This window comes from Streptomyces wuyuanensis, from assembly GCF_900103455.1.
In the GTDB taxonomy this organism is placed as follows: domain Bacteria; phylum Actinomycetota; class Actinomycetes; order Streptomycetales; family Streptomycetaceae; genus Streptomyces; species Streptomyces wuyuanensis.
The window spans coordinates 147,796-166,275 of record NZ_FNHI01000018.1; the positions used below are offsets into that span (position 1 = coordinate 147,796).

17 protein-coding genes and 2 pseudogenes are annotated in these 18,480 nt (G+C 71.1%); 14 read left to right on the forward strand and 5 right to left on the reverse strand.

What is annotated here, in order from left to right; translation table 11 throughout:
* Window positions 1–292: 292 nt before the first annotated feature.
* Window positions 293–1,180: a universal stress protein gene (locus tag BLT82_RS25025; protein WP_093658633.1), complete on the reverse strand. Its 888-nt coding sequence runs from the start codon at window positions 1,178–1,180 to the stop codon at window positions 293–295.
* A 240-nt stretch (window positions 1,181–1,420) separates the two neighbouring features.
* Between BLT82_RS25025 and BLT82_RS25030 the strand changes: the two genes are divergently transcribed.
* The 6 genes from BLT82_RS25030 to BLT82_RS25055 all read left to right on the forward strand — a co-directional run bounded on the left by BLT82_RS25030 (window position 1,421) and on the right by BLT82_RS25055 (window position 6,951).
* Window positions 1,421–1,843 carry an Hsp20/alpha crystallin family protein gene (locus BLT82_RS25030; protein ID WP_093658635.1) on the forward strand — a complete coding sequence of 141 codons (423 nt, stop codon included), beginning with the start codon at window positions 1,421–1,423 and terminating at the stop codon, window positions 1,841–1,843.
* A gap of 181 nt (window positions 1,844–2,024) precedes the next feature.
* Complete coding sequence (locus tag BLT82_RS25035; protein WP_244529569.1) at window positions 2,025–2,741, forward strand: CBS domain-containing protein; 717 nt, start codon at window positions 2,025–2,027, stop codon at window positions 2,739–2,741.
* Between the two features lie 93 nt (window positions 2,742–2,834).
* Window positions 2,835–4,301: an AAA family ATPase gene (locus tag BLT82_RS25040; protein ID WP_093658637.1), complete on the forward strand. Its 1,467-nt coding sequence runs from the start codon at window positions 2,835–2,837 to the stop codon at window positions 4,299–4,301.
* 275 nt (window positions 4,302–4,576) lie between these two features.
* Window positions 4,577–5,329: a CBS domain-containing protein gene (locus BLT82_RS25045; RefSeq protein WP_093658639.1), complete on the forward strand. Its 753-nt coding sequence runs from the start codon at window positions 4,577–4,579 to the stop codon at window positions 5,327–5,329.
* A 181-nt stretch (window positions 5,330–5,510) separates the two neighbouring features.
* Window positions 5,511–6,110, forward strand: a complete 600-nt coding sequence (locus BLT82_RS25050; RefSeq protein ID WP_093658641.1) for an OsmC family protein — start codon at window positions 5,511–5,513, stop codon at window positions 6,108–6,110.
* Between the two features lie 187 nt (window positions 6,111–6,297).
* Complete coding sequence (locus BLT82_RS25055) at window positions 6,298–6,951, forward strand: CBS domain-containing protein (RefSeq protein ID WP_093658642.1); 654 nt, start codon at window positions 6,298–6,300, stop codon at window positions 6,949–6,951.
* A gap of 122 nt (window positions 6,952–7,073) precedes the next feature.
* Here the strand turns inward: BLT82_RS25055 and BLT82_RS25060 are convergent, their stop codons facing one another.
* Window positions 7,074–8,561, reverse strand: a complete 1,488-nt coding sequence (locus BLT82_RS25060; RefSeq protein WP_244529575.1) for a bifunctional aminoglycoside phosphotransferase/ATP-binding protein — start codon at window positions 8,559–8,561, stop codon at window positions 7,074–7,076.
* Window positions 8,562–8,889: 328 nt separating this feature from the next.
* Here BLT82_RS25060 and BLT82_RS25065 point away from each other — a divergent pair, with 328 nt between their 5' ends.
* The 5 genes and pseudogenes from BLT82_RS25065 (at window position 8,890) to BLT82_RS25080 (ending at window position 12,068) form a co-directional block, all read left to right on the forward strand.
* Window positions 8,890–9,132 (forward strand): DUF6411 family protein, encoded by a 243-nt coding sequence (locus BLT82_RS25065; RefSeq protein ID WP_093658643.1) that lies wholly within the window; start codon window positions 8,890–8,892, stop codon window positions 9,130–9,132.
* A 461-nt stretch (window positions 9,133–9,593) separates the two neighbouring features.
* Window positions 9,594–9,946 (forward strand): annotated as a pseudogene (locus BLT82_RS38100) (universal stress protein); the annotation flags it as partial.
* On the forward strand, window positions 9,944–10,498 hold the full coding sequence (locus BLT82_RS38105; RefSeq protein ID WP_244529576.1) for a universal stress protein: 555 nt from the start codon (window positions 9,944–9,946) through the stop codon (window positions 10,496–10,498). The pseudogene BLT82_RS38100 and the gene BLT82_RS38105, both read left to right, overlap by 3 nt.
* A 183-nt stretch (window positions 10,499–10,681) precedes the next feature.
* A pseudogene (locus tag BLT82_RS25075) lies at window positions 10,682–11,029 on the forward strand (MBL fold metallo-hydrolase); the annotation flags it as partial.
* Between the two features lie 283 nt (window positions 11,030–11,312).
* Entirely contained in the window at window positions 11,313–12,068 is a 756-nt protein-coding gene (locus BLT82_RS25080) for a hypothetical protein (protein WP_244529577.1), read from the forward strand.
* A 40-nt stretch (window positions 12,069–12,108) separates the two neighbouring features.
* Here the strand turns inward: BLT82_RS25080 and BLT82_RS25085 are convergent, their stop codons facing one another.
* From BLT82_RS25085 to BLT82_RS25095, 3 genes are all read right to left on the reverse strand, one after another.
* The gene (locus BLT82_RS25085; RefSeq protein ID WP_244529571.1) at window positions 12,109–13,236 is read right to left on the reverse strand and encodes a site-2 protease family protein; all 1,128 of its coding nucleotides are present in this window, start codon (window positions 13,234–13,236) and stop codon (window positions 12,109–12,111) included.
* A 174-nt stretch (window positions 13,237–13,410) separates the two neighbouring features.
* Window positions 13,411–13,869 carry a CBS domain-containing protein gene (locus tag BLT82_RS25090; RefSeq protein WP_093658648.1) on the reverse strand — a complete coding sequence of 153 codons (459 nt, stop codon included), beginning with the start codon at window positions 13,867–13,869 and terminating at the stop codon, window positions 13,411–13,413.
* Window positions 13,870–13,944: 75 nt separating this feature from the next.
* Complete coding sequence (locus BLT82_RS25095) at window positions 13,945–14,151, reverse strand: hypothetical protein (RefSeq protein WP_093658650.1); 207 nt, start codon at window positions 14,149–14,151, stop codon at window positions 13,945–13,947.
* Between the two features lie 463 nt (window positions 14,152–14,614).
* On the opposite strand from BLT82_RS25095, the gene acsA reads away from it, so the two are divergent.
* The 3 genes from acsA to BLT82_RS25110 are packed head-to-tail and all read left to right on the forward strand — an operon-like array spanning window position 14,615 to window position 18,478.
* Window positions 14,615–16,405 (forward strand): acetate--CoA ligase, encoded by a 1,791-nt coding sequence (gene acsA / locus BLT82_RS25100; RefSeq protein WP_093658652.1) that lies wholly within the window; start codon window positions 14,615–14,617, stop codon window positions 16,403–16,405.
* Window positions 16,402–17,478: a pyruvate dehydrogenase (acetyl-transferring) E1 component subunit alpha gene (pdhA, locus tag BLT82_RS25105; RefSeq protein ID WP_208868027.1), complete on the forward strand. Its 1,077-nt coding sequence runs from the start codon at window positions 16,402–16,404 to the stop codon at window positions 17,476–17,478. The genes acsA and pdhA overlap by 4 nt, the downstream gene beginning before the upstream one ends.
* Before the next feature lies 1 nt (window position 17,479).
* On the forward strand, window positions 17,480–18,478 hold the full coding sequence (locus tag BLT82_RS25110) for an alpha-ketoacid dehydrogenase subunit beta (RefSeq protein WP_093658654.1): 999 nt from the start codon (window positions 17,480–17,482) through the stop codon (window positions 18,476–18,478).
* Window positions 18,479–18,480 lie beyond the last annotated feature (2 nt).

The following is an 18,480-nucleotide window of genomic DNA, read 5'->3' on the forward strand; positions in this document are numbered from 1 at the left end:
CCACCCCGCTGGAGTCCCGGACCTGTCACACGCACGCGGCCCGAGACGAGAGTGACGCCCGCGGCCTCGATCGCAATGTCCGTGCCGGTGCCGATGGCGAAACCCACCTCGGCCGCCGCAATGGCCGGGGCGTCGTCGACGCCGTCGCCGGCCATGCCGACGACGTGTCCTTCCCCTTGCCTGCGGCCGGGCTCCTGCCGGTCGGGGACCAGAGGCTGAGCGGGCCACCGGCCGCGACCGTACGGCCCGGACATACGGCAGCCACGGCACCGGCGGACAGCGTGCCACCGATTCAGCTCGCCCTGGTGCCGTGACCGAACCGGGCGGGCACGGTCACCACCGGGCAGACGGCCCGGTGCAGCAGGCCGTGAGGGACGGAGCCGAGTCGCATCCCGGCGAAGCCCTCATGTCCCCGGCGGCCGACGACGAGTGCCAGCGCGTGCTCGGCGACGCCGGCCAGCACGTCGACCGGGTGGCCGGACCGCACTTCACGGCGCAGGGCGACGTCGGCCCACGCACCGGACCGCCTCTCGGTCGCCGCGTACAGGTGGCGTTCGCATGCTTCCATCGCGGCTTCCTCGTCCCAGAAGCCGAATCGCGGCCGCTGCCAAGCCCACACCGCCCGCACCGAGGCTCCGGACCGCGCCGCGGCCCCGCAGGCGTAGTCCACCGCGGCGTCGGCCGACTCGCTGTCGTCCACCCCCACGACGACGAACGGCGGCTCCTCCACCGCGCGCTCGGCTTCCGGCACCACGACCACCGGACAGGCGGCATGGGCGCTCACCGGAACGACCGTCGAAGCCACACTGAGCACCTCTGCCAGGCGGCCCAGACGTCGGGACCCCAGCACGACCGACTGCGCGTGCGCGGACTTCCGTACCAGGACCGGAGCCGGGTTGCCCGGCACCACGGACATCGTGACATCGAGGTGCGGACAGCGTTCCCGGGCTCGTCCCGCCGCTTTGTCAAGCGCTTCCTCACCGAGCACGCGCATGGCCTTGTGATGAGCCGTCTCCTCGACACCCCGGACATGATGGGTCACCGGCAGCACGGCGTGCACGAGATGAAGACGCACTCCGCGGCGCGCGGCTTCGTCGGCGGCCCAGTCCAGAGCCGCGTCGGCAGGCTGTGCCGCGTCCACGCCGTACATGATCGGGAGTACTCCGCTGCCGGACGTCATGGCTCCTCCAGCCGATCGCGAACGAGTACGGCCCCGCAGGGGGATGTCCGCACCTGCACGCTACGCAGTGCGAGGGACGGTTACGAGGACCGACCGGCCCACTCCTCAACGCGGTTGGTCCCGGACGAGCGGTCCGCCGGGACCATCGGGCCCCGCTACGGGCTGTTCGGCCCCTGCGGGGCCGGCGGGCGCGGCGGTTGACTGGACGTGTCGCAACCGCAAGACCGAGGAGGCCGGATCATGGCTGTACTCGCACGCAAGCAGAGGTTTCCGTTCCCCGATCTGCCGGACTGGTTCGAGGACTTCCCCGCCCGGTTCAGCATGCCGGCCATGGCCGATCTACACACCATGAGGGTCGAGGAGTACACGGAGGACGGCAGGTACGTCATCCGCGCAGAGCTCCCGGGCGTCGAGGTCAAGGATCTGGATGTGACCGTGGAGGACGGCATTCTCACCATCAAGGCGGAACGCACTGAACGCGAGGTGGACAAACACCGCAGTGAGATCAGGTACGGATCGATCACCCGCGCTCTCGCCCTGCCGAAGAGCGCCGACGAGGGCGACGTCCGCGCCGAGTACACGGACGGCATGCTCATGGTGAGTGTCGGTCTGGGCGAGGAGAAGCCGGAACCCAAGCACATCGAGATCAAGCACGCCATGTGAACTACGGGAACTGGCGGTGTCGTCCGGACGGGCCGCGGTGTCTCGTACCTCCGGCGACTCACACCGGGGCCCGGTTCTCAGGGTGTCACCGCTCTGGCTCCGGGCCCCGGCAGAGCACCCCGTCACGGCCTCCGCGCGTCCCACGGATCACAGCCCCGGAACACGCCCACCAGGAGGGGCGATGACGAAGCACAGCAAGGTCGGAGGCTTGATGACGGGTGAGGTCGTCTCGGCCCTGCCGTCAACGCCGTTCAAGGAGGTCGCCAAGCGGCTCGCCGAGCACGACATCAGCGGCCTGCCGGTCCTCGACGAGGACGACCGGGTGGTGGGTGTGGTTTCCGAGACCGACCTTCTGGTGCGCCAGGCCCTGTTCGCGGACTCGGTTCATGGACCACGGCAGTCCGGACCGGGCATCGGCACGGTGAGCCGAGACGAACGCGACGCCATCACGGCAGGGCGGCTGATGTCGGCACCGGCGGTCACCGTGCACGCGGACGAGACCGTCGCGGCAGCCGCGCGCACCATGCTGCGTCGCTGCGTCGACCGGCTGCCGGTCGTCGACGACGAGGACCGGCTCGTCGGCATCGTCACCCGCCGTGACCTCCTCCGCGTCTTCCTCCGCCCGGATCCGGAAATCCGCCTGCGGGTGATCGAAGAAGTGGTGGTGGACACGATGGGCCTGGCACCGGATGCGGTAGCCGTCCATGTCGTCGACGGACGGGTCACCCTGGAGGGTGCGCTGGAAACGCCGGCCCAGATCCTCGTCATGAAGAAGCTCGCGGAGCAGATGGACGGCGTGGTCGCCGTGACCGACCGCCTCACCGCCCGGGGCGATGGATCCCGCTCGGCGGGGGGCATCGACGAACGGTCCGGGTCGTCAGGGTTCAGAAGCGCATAGCGTCCGGTCGTCGGGTCTGCCGGGCGCGGGCGGGAACACGGCGACGCGGTCGCCCAGCGCAGAGAAGACGGGGGCCAACACTGGAGGACTCCGGTGGCATGGGACGCAGTCGGTCTCGAACGGCCAGGAGCCGTGTTCGACCGGGAAGCAGAGTGGAAAGCGCTGACGGCCTTCGTGACCGACCAGCGACCCGGACCTGCTCTCGGTCTGGTCACGGGTCGGCGGCGGCAGGGGAAGACGTATCTCCTGGAAGCGCTGACCAGAGTCACCGGGGCCTTCTTCTTCAGGGCACACGAAGGCACGGAACGGGAGAGTCTCGAGAGTCTCGGCGAGGCGTTCGCCGGCCACACCGGGTCGCCGCGCGTGCCGGCATGGCGCGACTGGGACGATGCCGTCGACGCGCTGCTCGGGTCCGGTGGCGAGAACCCTGCTCCGGTCGTCATCGACCAGTTTCCGGATCTCGTCAGGCAAAGCCCCGCCCTCCCGTCAGTCGTCCACCGGGCCTTCAAACGGGCCGGGTACACCCTGCGCCCCCGGCTCCTGCTCGGCGGCGACTCGTCCCTGGTGACGAACAGGCTGTTCACCGATCACTCGGCACTGCGCGCACTGGCCGACCTGTCGATCACCGTCGACCCCTTCGACTTCCGGCAGGCGGCGGCCTTCTGGGACGTCGACGATCCGCGCCTGGCTGCCCTCCTCCACGCGGTGGTCGGCGGCACCCCTGCTCACCGTAGCCTTGCGGCCGGCGAGGGCCCCACCGGCGTCGAGGACTTCGACGCCTGGATGTGCAGGACCGTCCTCAATCCGAGGACCCCCCTCCACTGGGAAGCCACCCGGCTCCTGAACGAGGAGGCGGATCAGCACGACCGCCCCTTGTGCCATGCGATCCTGACGGCGGTGGCCCTCGGCCACGCCACCACCTGGGCCATCACGCATCACGTGAGCCGACCTCTGACGGATGTGTCGCACGCCCTGCGGCTCCTCGAGCATTGCGGACTTCTCCGAGGCGAACCGGACGCGTTCCTCACCACTGCCCTCCGGTACCGCATCGCCGAGCCGCTGCTGGCCTTCGACCACGCGGTGCTCGCCCCTCATCGCTCGACTCTGGAGCAGGAGGACACCGCCGGTGTCTGGGAGAAGCTCGCGTCCGAGTTCACCGGCACCGCCGTGCCTGCTGCCTTCGCGCAGCTCTGCCGCGACTGGGCGCTTCGGTTCGCGGCTCCCGACACGTTCGGGGCGCCTGTCGCCACGGCCGCCCACGGCACCCTGCCACGAGGGGAGTACGGTCCGGAGCGCGAAGCCGAGGTGGTCGTTCGCGGCGGGGGAGGTCACCGGCCTCTGCTGTCCGTGGGCCAGGCCCGGTGGAACGAGATCATGGACATCCACCATCTGGACCGCCTGCGCCATGTGCTCGCAGTGCTCGCCGCACGAGGCGAGGACATCAGCCGGGCGAAACCCGCCTGCTACGGCGGCGCGGGCTTCAGCCCCCGGCTCCACGCGGCACAGGACCGAGAAGAGGTGCTGCTCGTCGACCTCGAACGGCTCTATCACGGTGCGTGATCGCCGAGATCCTGTCCGTGGGCTCGGAGGCGGTCGGGAATCCGAGACCATCGCACGTCGCCCGGAGCCCCTTCGCGGTCGTCGGTTCCGTTCTTCCCTCCCCGCCGCAGTGCGATACGCCCGCTCTCCGCTCGACGGAGGCGTCTCTTGGGGCCATCAGCCCCATTACTGGACCGTTCGGCTCTGATGCCGCGACGGGGTCCGGAAGGAGAGTCGGGAGGGAGGGCAGCCCGCCGAGGCGGCGTGAACGGCTCCGGGGCGGAAGGAGTGAGGACATGCAGCACCGCAGGATCTCGGAGGTGATGACACGGCGTGTCGTCACGGTGAACCGCGACTCGTCCTTCAAGGAGATCGTGAGACTCTTCGACGACAACGACATCACGGCCGCACCGGTGGTCGACGACGACGGCCGGCCTCTGGGCGTCGTCTCCGAGGGCGACCTGCTGCGCAAGGCATCGAACCTGCCGGACCCGGAAGGTCGTTGGACGCGGCTTCGGCTCCTGCCACTGGACGAGGCGCGGGCGGAGGCCGAAACCGCCGGGGCCATGATGACGTCCCCCGCCGTCACCGCCAGGCCGGACTGGAACATCGTCGAGACGGCACGGACCATGGACCGCCACCAGGTGAAACGGCTGCCGGTGGTCGACGAGACCGGCAGGCTCGTGGGCATCGTGAGCCGTCGTGACCTGCTGCGCCCCTTCCTGCGCCGCGACGAGGCCATCGGCGAGGAAATCAGGACGGAGGTACTCGACCGCACCCTCGGTGTCGCGCCCGACAGTGTTCGGGTGTCGGTTCACCAAGGGGTGGTCACCCTCACCGGCCGGGTTGCGGCACGCGCCGACATCCCGGTCGTCGAACGGCTCTGCCGCTCGGTGGACGGGGTGGTCGCCGTGCACCACACGATGGAGTACGAGTACGACAACCTGGCCCTGGACGTCGAGCCCCCCGAGGGGCCCCCGGCGACGGCGGCCGGCACACGCGACGCTCGGCACGAGGGGGAGGGCGCGTCCGCGCGTGGCGGGCCGTGAAGGACCGGCTACGGGCCCGTCCCCCCTCCCCTGGGAGCGAGTCCGTTTTCCCGCACGCACGCTGAAGGACGGTGTCGTCGTGGAGGAGCACCACCGCACAACGCATTCGCATCACTTGCACACCCGTTGCGGCCGCGCGATCCGCGTAGCCAGATTCGCGCCGCACGAACTGCCCGCGGGGATGGGGCGCGTGGTCCTGGACACCCTCCGTGCCCCGTACGACGACCGCGAGGTATGGGCGTCCCTCACTCCGCAGGAGGCCAGGCAGCTCGCCGGACTCCTCCTCTCGGAGGCGGAGGCGGTGGAGAGCCGCGCGTGCACCTCCGAACCTCACGTCGCGGTCGTGCCGCTGAGCGGTGACGCCTTCGAAGTGACGGTGCGAGGACACACGTTGAGGGTCGATCAGCCGCTCGACGACGGCGGCCAGGACACGGGTCCTACACCCGTCGAGATGTTCGTGGCGTCGCTGGCCGCGTGCGTCGCCCACTACGCCGGGCGCTTCCTCGACCGCCACGGCCTCGATCGCGGAGCACTGCGCGTCACCGCCGATCACACGATGGCCGCCGACCGCCCTGCGCGCGTGGCCACACTGACCGTCGACGTCCATGTGCCCGAACTGCCGCCGGCCCGTGCCGGAGCCCTGGAGGCGGTGGCGTCCCACTGCACCGTCAAGAACACGCTCCAGCTCCCTCCCACGCTCACGGTCCGGATCCACGGCAACGGCAGCGATCCGCGGCCAATGCACAGTTCAGCGGCAAGCGGCGACCAGCCCCGCCGGTGACACACGCCACGGCGCGGGCACGCGTCGGCGTCGTGTCCGGACCGGGTCCGTTCGGACCGTCAGAGGGACCGGTCGGGCCCTGTGCCGGAGGGTTCGCACACCCAAGATGGTAGGGAGACCAACGCGACGAGGGGCGCCGGATCCGGGTCGAGCACCGCCCGGGGCGCCCGGAAAGGGCTGACGAACGATGAGGCACCGGCGCGTTGCCGATCTGATGACTCCTGATGCCGTCGCCGTCCGTCCCGGCACCACTTTCAAGGAGATCGCCCGGTTGCTCGACGAGTTCGGCATCAGCGCCGTACCCGTCGTCGACGTCGACGGACGGCCGATGGGCGTGGTGTCCGAGGCGGATCTCGTACGCCGTCAGGCGTCCGGAGGCGGCGCTCCCACGGCCCAAGGGCTCATGACGAGTCCCGCCGTCGTCGCGCGTCCCGAATGGAGTGTGGTCAAGGCCGCCAGAGTGATGGACAGGAACCGGATCAAGCGGCTTCCGGTGACGGACGACGCAGGCCGCGTGATCGGAGTGCTCAGCCGCAGCGATCTGATCCAGCTGTTCCTGCGAAGGGACAGAGCGATCCAGGAGGAGATCCTCGAGGACGTGCTCACCCGTACGCTCCGTCTGTCGCCGTCGGCGCTCTCCGTCGAGGTCACGGACGGCCGGGTGACTCTCAGCGGCACGGTTCCGCGCAGGAGCCTCGTTCCCGTGACCGTAAGACTCTGCGAGAGCGTCGACGGTGTCGTGGACGTCACCGACCGGCTGACCTTCACGTGGGACGACACCTTGAGCACTTCGCACGAGCCGACCGCCGCAGCCGGCGAGGCGCCACACGGAGCGCGGTGACCGCCCGGTCGGCGACGACGATCCCGCTACGGGAACGCTGAGGGTACAGCCGGGTCGGGCGGCATGCCTTTGCCGTGCGTCACGGGCCGCACGGCATGGACCCGACTCAGCCCGGCATCATGTCAGCCCGGCATCATGTACGGGCGCCGGAACGGCGGCCTCTGTCCGGCTCCCTCGGGGTGGATCGCCGCCAACGCCTGTCCGACCGCCGAGGCGAGCACCCCACCCGTGTCCACCTGCACCGCCTCGGGCCATGGATCGGCCGCCCTTGCCATCGCCTGCGCGATGGCGGCGTCGGCGTCGGACGGGCCGGGGCGCCGCCCGGTCAGCCTGCGGTCGGCAACCGCCTGCGGCACGGAGCAGACCAGCGGAACCAGGTCGGCGCTGCACAGGCGCGCCGCGTCGGTGGCGGTGCCGCGCAACTCCCGGGAGGTCCAGGTGGCGTCGGCGACGACCGACTCACCGGCGGACAGCAGCGCCGTGGCCCGTGCGACCAGTTCGCCGTAGGTCCGCCGCGTCCACTCCGGGGAGTAGATGCCTCTGCCGTACTCCGCTCCCGCCGGTGCCTGCGGCGGCTTCCCGGACAGCTCCTTCCGGATCCGGTCACTGCTGAGCAGAGTGAGGCCGAGCCGGTCCGCGAGCGCGGCGGCCAGCGTGGACTTGCCGGTGCCGGGAAGCCCGCCGACCAGAATCATGCGCACTGCCGAGGTACGCAGGTGACCCACGGTGATCCCGGCCAGTCGTACCGCCTCCGAACGGGCCTCGGGCGCGCCCTGACCGGCGCGGAGCACGGCCACCTTCTCCCTGACGAAGGCCCGGTAGGCGACATAGTGATGCCACAGCGAGGTGGGGGCCGGGTCGCCGGCGTACTCGCTGTAGCAGGAGAGGAAGTACGCGGCCGTGTCCGGCGCGCCGAGGCGTTCCAGGTCCATGGCGAGGAAAGCGGCGTCGTCGAGTCCGTCGACGTGGCGAAGGGTGTCGTCGAACTCGAGACAGTCCAGCAGCCGGGGCCCGTCGTCCAGGCAGAAGATGTCCTCGGCCAGCAGGTCCCCGTGCCCGTCCACGACTCGGCTCTGTCGGATGCGGCGGTCGAACAGGTCTTCACGGCCTGCGAGGTAGCGCCGCACTCGCTCCTCGGTCTCCTCCAGGCCGTGCAACGGGGCAACGCCCTCACCCTGTTCGCGCACCTGCGCAAAACTGGATTCCCACCGCGAGAGAAGGGCGTCCCTGGTACCGGCCCGTGAGATGTCCGTGGTGCGGGACGAGCGGGCGTGACAGGTCGCCAGCAGCCTGGCCACCTGACGCACGTGCTCCGTGACGGGGGCGCCGATGGCCACGAGGTGGGACAGCCGACGGGAGCCGGGCATCCGACGCATCACGACGACCGGCTCCGGCGGGAGTCCCCCCGGCCCGCGGAACTCGCCCACTCCCTCGTACACATCCGGGGAGAAGCGCCGGTTCAGTTCGACCTCCCGGATGCACGCCCGCTGCCGAGCGGATGCGCTGCTGAAGTCGAGGAACCCCATGTCGACCGGCTTCTTGGCCTTGTAGGCCCGGTCTCCGACGAGGATCACGACGGCCGTGTGCGTCTCGGCGACGGCCGGATGCAGGTCCGCGCCGGCTGCGAGTGGTGTCTCGGGACCTCGCGCCGCGACAGTGCCCGTCTGCGGAAGCGTCACGTCCTTCCCCGTCCTTCGCGCCCGGGTGCTGAGCACATCCAGCGTGCTCGCCGCACGGCCGCATGCCCATGGGCTTCCCGGGCCCACAGCAGGACCGTGTGGCCCTTCCCGCCGGGCGTCACCCCGGCAGTCGGCGGGTCGTGCCCCAACCGTGCGGTACCGCCGCTTCAGCCCCTCCCCCGGGCACGCGCCGGGGAAGGACGGCATGCTCCGGCCACTCCGGGGAAGCCGGAGGGGACCCCGACCAGAGGAGTGCATCATGATGGCTGCCGGAATCGTCGCCGTGTGCGCGGTACTGCTCGTCCTCGCTTTCGTTCTGCCGCGTCTGTCCAGGCACCCGCAGAACGGCGCTCAGCGTGTGCTGGGCACGGGTGCCCGTGCGGGCGGGAAGGCACCGGGATTCCTGGGACGCATCTTCAGCAAGTCGTTCCACAGCAGCTCCCGGGCTGTCGGACGGTCCGGATCGGCGGGGCGCCGGGCGAGGAACCGGCTGCCGTTCTGATGTCCCACAGATGATGGATCTCCCGTCTCGCGTGTGCCGGATTCGTCCACGCCCCTCCTGGCCCGGGCCCGAGAGCTGTCGCGCCCCTTCGCCATCTCAGCCACGCTCGGCATCGTTCGCCGGATCGCCCGCACCGACACGACCACGGTGCGGGCGCCGCATGTGGTGGGCCTTCGGCGCCGGCCCGATCGTCTGTCCGCCGGTCCCCCCGGGCTGCGGAAGCACCGGGGCGGACGAGGCTCCCGAGTCGGTTCGGAACGCCGACGACGCCCTCTGCGAAGGCCACGAGAGCCGGCGCCGGCGCCGGCCGGGGACCCGAAGTGCCAGGGCCCGGGGCGGCCGCGGGGCGTGCGCCGAGGAAGGACCGGCCGGCCCGATGATGGGGCCGTGTGGCCCCTGATCACGCCCGGGCCGGGGCGCAACGCTGGGCATGGCAGAGCTCACCACCGGAGGTGAAGACCATGTCCCGAACCGTCACCGTCGGTCTCGACGACTCACCCGAGAGCCGGGAGGCAGCCGAGTGGGCGGCACGCGAGGCGCTGCTTCGCGGACTTCCGCTGAAGGTCATGTACGTCCAGGAGCACATGTCCCGGTACGTCGCCCGGACTCAGCTGCTGGACCTCGACGGCTACCAGCGCTGGGCCGAGCGGATGACAGAGAGTCGGCGGACGCCATTCGGCTTCGCCATCCGGGCATCGAGGTGGTCACCGAGCACCCCACGGGGACCGCGGCCGACGTCCTGTGTGAAGCGGCGGGCTTCGCCGAGCTGCTGGTGCTGGGTTCACGCGGACTCGGCAGGCTCACGGGTTTCATGGTCGGCTCGGTGAGTCTGGGGGTCGTCGCCCGCGCCGAGCGTCCGGTGGTGCTGGTACGGGCCGCGGAACAGGCCGCCGACGAGCACGAGCCGGATCCGGCGGGCGTGCCCTCGGCTGCGACGCCGTTCCGGCCCGTCGTCCTCGGCCTGGACATCGATCACCCGGACGACACGCTGCTGGACTTCGCCTTCGACGCGGCCGCCCGCAGGAAGGCCCCCCTGCGGACCGTCCATGCCTGGCCCGAACCGCCGCCTTCCTTCTACGGCCTCTCCGGAGGCGCGGAACTCCATGACAGGCTCGAGCGCGAGCAGGCCTCGCTCCTGAGCCAGGTGTTGCATCGCTGGCGACAGAAGTTCCCGGACGTCGAGGTGATCGAGGCGAGCCGGTGCGGCAACGCGGCGCAGGTCCTCGTCAACGATGCCCGTGACGCCTCCCTCGTGGTCGTCGGCCGACGCATCCGCTCCGGAGCGCTGGGTGCCCACATCGGCCACGTCACCCACTCCGCCATGCACCACATCGCCGCTCCCGTGGCGGTCGTCGCCCACACCTGAGGCACCCGGCGAGGGAACCGGGCACGGCACGGGCCCGGCTCCCGATCGCCGGCCGGCCCCGTCTTCCGGCGGCACGCCGGGCGGGCGGTCCGTGCAGGGCCCGTCCCGCAGGCGCCGGAGGAGCCCGCGGGGCGAGGTGAACGACGTCCGTCAGCGCGAGGAGGCGGCACCTTGAAGGACACCATGGCGGGCGGCGCCGGTGCGTACCGCTTCCGGCCGCCCCGGCCGGCGCTCCTGAGCTTCCTCGGCGGCGTGCGCACCGTCACGGGGAGCAAGTTCCTCGTCGAGAGCGACCACGCGCGCATCCTGGTCGACTGCGGACTGTTCCAGGGGCTCGCTGACCTGCGTCGCCGCAACTGGCGACCGCTGCCGTGCGACGCCGCGGACATCCACGCCGTGGTCGTGACCCACGCCCATCTCGACCACTGCGGCTATCTGCCCCGCGTCGTCCGCCACGGCTTCCGCGGCCCGATCCTGACCAGTCCGTACACGGCCCGGCTTGCGGAGATCGTGCTGCGTGACAGCGCGGCCAGGTCGGTCTCGCAGGCGGTATCGAGGACACGATGGAGCCAGGTCCAGCCGAACGCGGTCCGTGCGCGGTCGGCGATCAGGCCGCAGCCGCGCGGGACGGGTGCGGCCTGGACTGTAGGGCGTGCCGGCCCCACGCAGGCGACCAGGTCCGGGCCGGTCGGTGCACCGGCCGGGTCCGGACGGCCCTGGGCGGTCCGTGCGCCCGGAGGGAGGCTGGAGGGGACGGACCTGCAGGCGCCCGCTCGGGCGGCCGCGGCAGGAACGGCGCGGAAGGGTGATGATCATGACCAGCACGAGCAGGCGGGCCGCCGCCGCGCTGGCGGCCGTCGCGCTGGCCGGGACGCTGGCCGCCGGATGCGCGGCAGGCGACAACGCCTCCCGGGGCGCCTCCCTTCGCCCGGCCGCCGCGCCGAGTCCCTCCGGCAGCGACTGCTGGAGGGCGGGCACATCGGGCGACGACTGGGACGACTGGGACTCGTGGGGGCCCGGCATGGGGCCGGGAATGATGGGGCGCGATGACTGCTCGTGGGGGCCGGGCATGATGGGCGGGTACTACTGGCAACGGGGCGACGGCACCCCGGTGACGACCCTGGACCAGGCCCGGCAGCGGGCCGATGCCTTCGCCGACAGGCTCGACCTGCGGGTCGGTGAGGTCATGCAGTTCTCGAAGAACTTCTACGCCGAACTGGAGACGCCCAGTGGGAAGCTGGCCACCGAGATCCTCGTCGACCCGACCGATGGTGACACCGGGATCGAGTACGGCCCGGCAATGATGTGGAACACCGGCTACGGCATGCACGGCGGCGGTCAGACCCAGACCCGCATCTCCCCCGACCAGGCCCAGGACCGCGCCCTGAAGTGGCTGCGCGACCGGGGCAGCGACCTGACTGCCGGCGAGGCCGAGGCGTTCCCCGGCTACTACACCTTGCACACCCTGCGCGACGGGAAGATCAACGGCATGCTCTCGGTCCACGCCTCCACCGGCACCGTATGGGACCACACCTGGCACGGAACCTACATCGCCACCAGCGAGCACTGACAGTCGCCGAAGAGAACACGGCGCCCCCGACCCAGTCCTGCTACGCGCGACCGCTTCGCCCGGGGCCGGGGTTCATCAGCCACGTCACGGTGCGGCTGATGTCCGACGCGGAGAGGATGCCGACGAGCCGGCTGCCGTCCATCACCAGCACTCGATGGGCGCCGCCCGGCCGTATGCGGGGCAGAAGCTCCGCCAGCCCCTCGTCCGGTGGTGCCACGGTGACCTCGGCCAGCGGCAGCATCACGTCGCCCACGGTCACGACCGCCTGCCGTTCGCGCCGTACCGCTCGCGCGGCCTCCAGGGTCACGAGGCCGACGGGGGCGCCGCCGTCCCCGGTCACCGGGAACGCGGAGTGCCGGAACCGGTACAGCGGGTCGGACAGGAACCTTTCGACGGTGAGGCCGGCCTGGACCGAGACCGGATCAGCAGTCATGGCATCGCGGACCGGGACGCCGGTGAGCGTGGCGCGCAGCTCCGCCTGCCTGCCCTCCAAGGTGGCCGCCGCAATGAGGAACCAGCCCAGCACGGCCAGCCAGAGCCCGCCGAAGGAACCCGTCCTCATCAGCAGGAGCAGTCCCAGCAGCGCGAGGAACCATCCGAAGAGCCGGCCTGCGGTCGCCGCCCCCTTCGTCGCCCGCAGCCGGTCCCCCGTCCACCACCACAGGAAAGCCCGCAGGAGCCTTCCACCGTCGAGCGGCGCCGCAGGAACGGCGTTGAACACGGCGAGCAGCACATTGATCCCGGCCAGCCAGGTCATGCCCTCCACCACGAGACCTGGCGCGGAGGTCCGGGCGGCCAGCCATGCCCCGGCCGCGAAGACGCCCCCGAGCGCCAGGCTGAGGAGCGGGCCGACACCGGCGATGCGCACCTCGGCGGCGGGGCTGGATGCCTCCGTCTTGAGCCGGGCAGCTCCACCCAGCAGCCAGAGGACGATGTCCTCGACCTCGACGCCGTTGCGGCGGGCCACCACGGCGTGGGCGATCTCGTGGGCGAGCAGGGAGGCGAAGAAGACGACCGCCGCGGACAGGCCGGTCAGCCAGTACAGGACGGCCGGGTGGCCGGGGTGCGTCTGCGGCAGGCGACCCTGGGCCAGGCCCAGCGCGATGACGGCGAAGACGAGGAGCACGCTCCAGTGCACTCCGACCCTGACGCCGGCGATACGTCCCATGGGAAACGTCGCTCGCACCTCGTACTCCCGACTCGACCGTGTCGGCGCAGACAGGGCGTGAAGGGCAACCGCTTCCGTGCCTTCCGCAGCGTGTGCCATTCGCTGCCCCGACACCTCATGTTCTGCTCGTTGATTCCGCTGAAGTGGCCGCGTTGTGCGGGCGCCACCCCGGTGTCAGCCGTCGAGCAGCGGAGCCTTGTCCGTCCCGTGGAAGACCTGGGGCACCTTCCGGGCGGCGTCCACCACGACTGCCAGATCCGCGAGCTCCTGAGTGAGCTGCCAGAACAGGTCGTCGAAAGAGACGATGCCGATGAGGCGTTCCTCGGCCACCACCGGCAGGTGACGGACCTGGGCCGACCGCATGATGAGGATGGCGACCGCCACGGCGGTGTCCGCCTCCACGGTCACGGGGTCGGTCGACATGACCTCCTTGACCGGGGACCCCGTCGGCAGGCCCCGGGCCATCGCCCGGACCACCAGATCTCGTTCGGTGACGACGCCGATCACCCGGTCGTTCTCGACGACCGGGAGCGCTCCGACGCCGGAATCGGCCATGTGGCGTGCCGCGTTCTCGAGCGACTCGGACTCGGACACACAGACCGGCGGCGTGTTCATCATGTTCTGAATCTGCATGCTGGCAGCCCTTCGAGGCCCCGCCGGCGATCACGGCATGACCGGACCGGCTCGTCGATGACGCGGGGTGTGGTGCTACAGCCCTTGCGACAGCAGCAGCTCATGGGCCATGCGGGCGCCGCGCGCCGCTTGCTCGTCCTGCCGCACGTCCTGCGACGGAATCGGCTCGAGGCCTTCGGCGAGAGCCCTGATGGCACCGGCGAGCGTCTCCACCTGCGACTCCAGTTGGCGCAGACGCTGATCGGTGCTCCGTGACGTGTGTCCGTCGTTCCCTGTCGTCATCGTCAACCTCCATCGAGAGGAGAATGTGCGGGACTGGAGTGCCGGGCGACGGCCGGGGCGCGAGGCCCTTTCGCGCGTTCACCGCGGCGTACTCCAAGCGTCACTTTCGGGGACGCACTTGCCGAGGGCCGAACGTCCCTGTCCGGCGCCGAACGTCCCATCGCCGCCCACGGCGAGGGATGCGCCCGGAGCCGTCCGACGTGGGCTTGTCGGACCCTCCGGAGTGGACCGGTCGGCCCTGCCGCGCAACGGCTGGGCGGAGGTGCCATGACTACGAGAGGGGGCGAAGTGGTGCCGCGCACCGTGCCTCCGAAAGCACGGGAAGCGACGTCCGAGTCCCCGGTCTGCCACGTCCGCACGTCGTCTGCGGTTGCGGACCCCGCCGCACAGGCAGACCTCGTCGCCGAGCGCCGCGGTTCCTGATCCGCGACGCTGGAGGCGGGGCAGTCGTCGGGAGGAGCGCATGCGCGGGAAGACGATCCACAAGGACGCGATGCCCGGCGTCCCACCCAATCTCGCCGACTACGAGAAGGCTCGCGCCGGTTTCACGTGGTCGCAGGCGCGCAGCGAACTGGCGGGCCTGCCCGGAGGCGGCCTGAACATGGCGCACGAGGCGGTCGACCGGCATGTCGCCGAGGGCCGCGGGGCCAGGGTCGCGCTGTGCTGCATCGCCCGCGACAACGCCGTCTCGACGGTCACCTACGCCGATCTGGCGGTTCACACATCACGCTTCGCCGACCTTCTGCGATCACTCGGCATCGGCCGCGGCGACCGGGTGTTCACCCTGCTCGGACGCTGTCCCGAGCTGTACACGACTGTGCTGGGCACGTTGAAGAACACCAGCGTGGTGTGTCCGCTGTTCTCCGCGTTCGGCCCTGACCCGGTCGAGCAGCGGCTGCGTCTGGGCGATGCCCGGGCCCTGGTGACCACCGCCGCCCTGTACCGGCGCAAGGTGGCACAGCTGCGGTCATCACTGCCCGGGCTGAAGCATGTACTCATCGTGGGGCCAGGAGCGGAGGAACTACCCGGCACGATCTCCTTCGACGGCCTGATGTCCGCCGCGGCCGCCACGTTCGCGATCCCGCCGACGTCGCCCGACGACATGGCCCTGCTGCACTTCACGAGCGGCACCACCGGCACTCCCAAAGGTGCCGTCCACGTGCACGAGGCGGTGGTGGCCCACTACGCCACCGCCGCGTACGCACTCGACCTGCACCCGGGAGACGTGTACTGGTGCACCGCCGACCCCGGCTGGGTCACCGGCATGTCCTACGGAATCATCGCTCCGCTCGTCCATGGCGTGACCGTCGTCGTCGACGAAGGCGATTACGACGCCGGCCGGTGGTACCGGATTCTCGCCGAACAGCGGGTCAGCGTCTGGTACACCGCCCCGACGGCGCTGCGAATGCTCATGCGCGCCACCCCCCGCCAGGGGCCGTACGACCTGCCACGCTCGTACGATCTCTCTCACCTGCGGTTCATCGCCTCCGTCGGCGAACCGCTCAACCCCGAGGCCGTGTTGTGGGGCCGGGACGTGCTCGGTCTTCCGGTCCACGACAACTGGTGGCAGACCGAGACCGGCTGCATCATGATCGCCAACTTCGCGGTGTGCGACATCCGTCCCGGCTCGATGGGGCGCCCGCTGCCCGGGGTCGAGGCAGCCGTGCTGGAGCAGGGCGGGGACGGTCGGGCGTTGATCGCCGACGGCCGGGCCAGAGAGGTCGACAGCCCCGGTGCGGTGGGTGAGTTGGCGTTGCGGCCCGGCTGGCCTTCGATGTTCCGCGGCTATCTGCACGACGAGGAGCGGTACCGGGCCGCGTTCGCCGGCGGCTGGTACCTGACCGGCGATCTGGCCCGGCGGGATGCGGACGGCTGGTACTGGTTCGTCGGACGGGCCGACGACGTCATCAAGTCCGCGGGACATCTGATCGGCCCGTTCGAAGTGGAGAGCGCGCTGATGGAGCACGCGTCGGTCGCGGAGGCGGGAGTGATCGGCCGACCGGACCCGGTCGCCGGGAGCATCGTCAAGGCGTTCGTGTCGCTGCGCCCCGGCATCGAGCCGTCCCTCGATCTGGAACGTGAACTGCTGGCCTTCTCCCGGCGCAAGCTGGGTCCCGCTGTCGCGCCGCGGGAGATCGCGTTCGACCAGAACCTGCCGAAGACCCGCAGCGGCAAGGTCATGCGCCGTCTGCTCCGTGCGCGTGAACTCGGCCTGCCGACCGGCGATCTGTCGACCTTGGAGGAATCCGCATGACCGTGGCCCGCGGCAGCCGGAAGACCCCCTCCGCGTCGAAGCCTGCGAGGAAGACCGCGTCCGGCAGCCGGAACGCGACGAGCGTGGTGGGCGTCGACCAGGCGAATGCCCGGCACAGGGCGGCACTGCTCGAGGCGATGCTGCGTATCCGGCGCTTCGAGGAGCGATGCGTCGAGTTGTACAGCGCCGCGAAGATCCGCGGCTTCGTCCACCTCTACATCGGCGAGGAGGCCGTCGCCGTCGGTGTCAGCGAGGCGCTCACCCCGGAGGACGGGGTCGTCTCCACCTACCGTGAGCACGGCCACGCGCTCGCCCGCGGCATCCCCGCCGAAGCCGTCATGGCGGAGATGTACGGGAAGGCGACCGGCTGCAGCGGGGGTCGCGGCGGGTCTATGCACCTGTTCGACGCGAGCCGACGCTTCTACGGTGGCAACGCCATCGTGGCGGGCGGCATCCCCCTGGCCGCCGGTCTCGCCCTCGCCGATCACATGCGTGCCCGTCCCCACGTCACCTGCTGCTTCTTCGGCGACGGGGCTTTCGCCGAGGGCGAGTTCCACGAGACGGCGAACCTCGCCGCCCTCTGGGGCCTGCCGCTGCTCCTCGTCTGCGAGAACAACCTGTACGCGATGGGGACCGCCCTCGAGCGCCACGAGGCACAGACCGACCTGGCCATGCGGGCCGCCTCGTACGGCATGGTGGCATGGGCCGTGGACGGCATGGACGTGGAGGCCGTCGAGTCCGCCGCCCGCCGGGCAGCCGGTGCGATCCGGGCGGGCGCAGGACCGCACTTCCTGGAGCTGCGCACGTACCGCTTCCGTGCCCACTCCATGTACGACCCCGACCGCTACCGGGACAAGGCGGAGGTCGAGCGGTGGAAGGCCCGCGACCCCATCACCCGGCTCACCGACCGCATGCGCGAAGAGGGCCGGCTGGGCGAACGCGAGCTCGCGCGGCTCGAGAAGCAGGTCGCCGAAGAGGTCGACCGCGCCGTCGAAGCGGCGGAACAGGCGCCCGAGGAACCGGTCCAGGATCTGCTGCGCCATGTCACCAGCGCTCCGCCGGAGGGGGACTGACATGGCTGCCGGCCGACGGCCCCGGGAAGCGGAGACCACCTACCGGGAGGCATTGCGGGAGGCGCTGCGCGAGGCTCTGCGCTCCGACGACCGCGTCTTCCTCATGGGCGAGGACGTGGGCCGGTACGGCGGATGCTTCGGTGTCAGTCTCGGCCTGCTGGAGGAGTTCGGTCCGGAGCGGGTCCGCGACACCCCCCTCTCGGAGTCCGCGTTCGTGGGCGCGGGGATCGGCGCGGCGCTGGCGGGCCTGCGGCCCATCGTGGAGATCATGACCGTGAACTTCAGCCTGCTGGCCCTCGACCAGATCCTCAACAACGCGGCCACGCTGCTGCACATGTCGGGCGGCCAGTTGCCCGTACCGCTGGTGATCCGCATGACGACGGGGGCGGGACGGCAGCTGGCCGCGCAGCATTCGCACAGCCTGGAGGGCTGGTACGCGCACATCCCCGGCATTCGCGTCGTCGCTCCGGCCACCATCGACGACGCCCGCACCATGCTGGCCCCGGCACTGACCGACCCCGATCCGGTGCTGATCTTCGAGCACGGCAGCCTCTACAACGCCTCCGGTGAACTCGACGCGTCCGCCCCGCCCGTGGGCCTGGACCACGCCGCGGTCCGCAGGCCCGGCACCGACGTGTCCCTGATCGCGTACGGCGGTTCACTGCCCAAGGCCCTCGACGCGGCGGACGAGCTGGCCACCGACGGCATCAGTGCCGAGGTGCTCGACCTCCGCACGCTCCGGCCGCTCGACGACGCGGCGATCGCCTCCTCGGTGGCCCGCACCCACCGGGCGGTGGTCATCGACGAGGCATGGCGCAGCGGAAGCCTGGCCGCTGAGGTGTCCGCCCGTATCGCCGAGGACTCGTTCTACGAACTGGACGCCCCCGTGGAGCGCGTGTGCAGCGCCGAGGTCCCCATTCCGTACGCCAGGCGCCTGGAGGAGGCGGCCCTGCCTCAGACCGCCGACGTCGTCGCGGCGGCGCACCGGGCGGTGGGCTGACC